Below are 1,432 nucleotides of genomic sequence, written 5' to 3'. Positions count from 1 at the left end.
TGGACTGCCCCCCGAAAGTTGGACAGTTTTAGCTCGCCGCCTGAGCCCTGTATTTTACGGGGCTCAAGCCGTTTAGCTTCAGCTTGATGCGGTCATTGTTGTAGTAGCGGATGTACTCATCCAGACCTGCCTTCAGCTCTTCTATGCTTTCAAATCGTTTCAAATAGAAAAACTCGGACTTCAGCGTACCAAAGAAGCTTTCCATTGCGGCATTGTCCAGGCAATTTCCCTTACGAGACATGCTTTGCTTTACACCCTTTACCGCCAGTTTCTGACGGTACTGCGCGTGTTGATACTGCCAGCCCTGATCCGAGTGCATCACAAGCTTCGGCTCGTCCTGCAACTGCTGGAGAGCCTTGTCCAGCATATTGGTGACCAGCTCGAAGCACGGCCTGGTAGACACTTCGTACGCCACGATCTCACCGTTGTACAGGTCCATCACGGGCGAGAGATACAGCTTTCGATTGGCCACTTTAAACTCGGTCACATCGGTCACCCATTTCTGGTTCGGGCGTTGCGCCGTGAACTTGCGCTCCAGCAAATTCGGCGCAATTTTCCCGACGGTGCCCTTATAGGAGCGGTACTTCTTGGGTCGCACAACTGATCTCAGGCCCAGTTCAGCCATCAATCGCTCCACAACCTTCTTGTTGACCAACGTGCCTGAGTTGCGAATGACCGCCGTGATACGCCGAGCCCCATAAAGACCTCTCTCCTCGTGATAAACACGCTCTATCTCCTGCTTCAGAGCTGCATCTGGATCGGGTCTGGATTGCACCTGAGCCTGATAGTAAAACGTGCTGCGCGCCAGGCCCGCCAGCGTCAGAAGGGCGCACATCGGAAACCGGTTCCTCAGTTGTTTGACGATCAGGGCTTTTTCTTTTGCCGTCGTTGCTGCTCCTTCAACTCTTCCAACTTTTTTAGGTAAGCGTTCTCCATGCGCAGGTATTCAAGCTCGGCCATTAACTGGTCGCGTGTCTTGTGCGTATCGTCAGCGGTTACGGGTTCGGTGGGATAAGGCTTCTTGGGCATGGCAGCAGGCTTTCTTCTTGTGGGAACACGCGGGGCTAGACCGTCACTGTAATGCTGCTGTTCCCAAATGACTATTTGGCCAGGATCACCAATACCAAAATGCGCTGCGGTCTGGCGAAGCGACAGCCCGTGCTCGCGCTTGTGCTCAAGCACTGAGCGTTTGAAGGCTTTACTGTACCGAAGACCAGGCTTGCGATGGCCTGTGTGCCCATGGCTCTTGTAATTGGCGACCCAGCGTCGAAGCAGGCTGAAATCGATCGAGAACTGACTGGCCACCTTACGAAAGCCGATGTTGCCTTCAAGGTACGCTTTGACGACGGTGAGTTTGAATTGCTCTGAATACTTGGCCATTTGAACACCCCCATTAGGTCGGATTGGTGTCCAACTTCTTGGGGGCAGTCCA

The 1,432-nt window shown here is 53.5% G+C and carries 1 protein-coding gene; it reads right to left on the bottom strand.

What is annotated here, in order from left to right:
* Positions 1-28: 28 nt before the first annotated feature.
* Positions 29-1,380, bottom strand: a protein-coding gene (locus QRN50_RS22655; protein WP_096127119.1) for an IS3 family transposase whose coding sequence is annotated in 2 segments (ribosomal slippage) — positions 29-921 and positions 921-1,380 — 1,353 coding nt in all. Because the reading frame shifts where the segments join, the coding sequence is not laid out codon by codon here.
* Positions 1,381-1,432 lie beyond the last annotated feature (52 nt).

Origin of the sequence: Pseudomonas sp. MEJ108 (assembly GCF_030208985.1) — a bacterium.
Taxonomy (GTDB): Bacteria; Pseudomonadota; Gammaproteobacteria; order Pseudomonadales; family Pseudomonadaceae; genus Aquipseudomonas; species Aquipseudomonas fragariae.
Note: the sequence above shows the minus strand (reverse complement) of the source record. Positions and strands in the feature narration are given on the sequence as shown.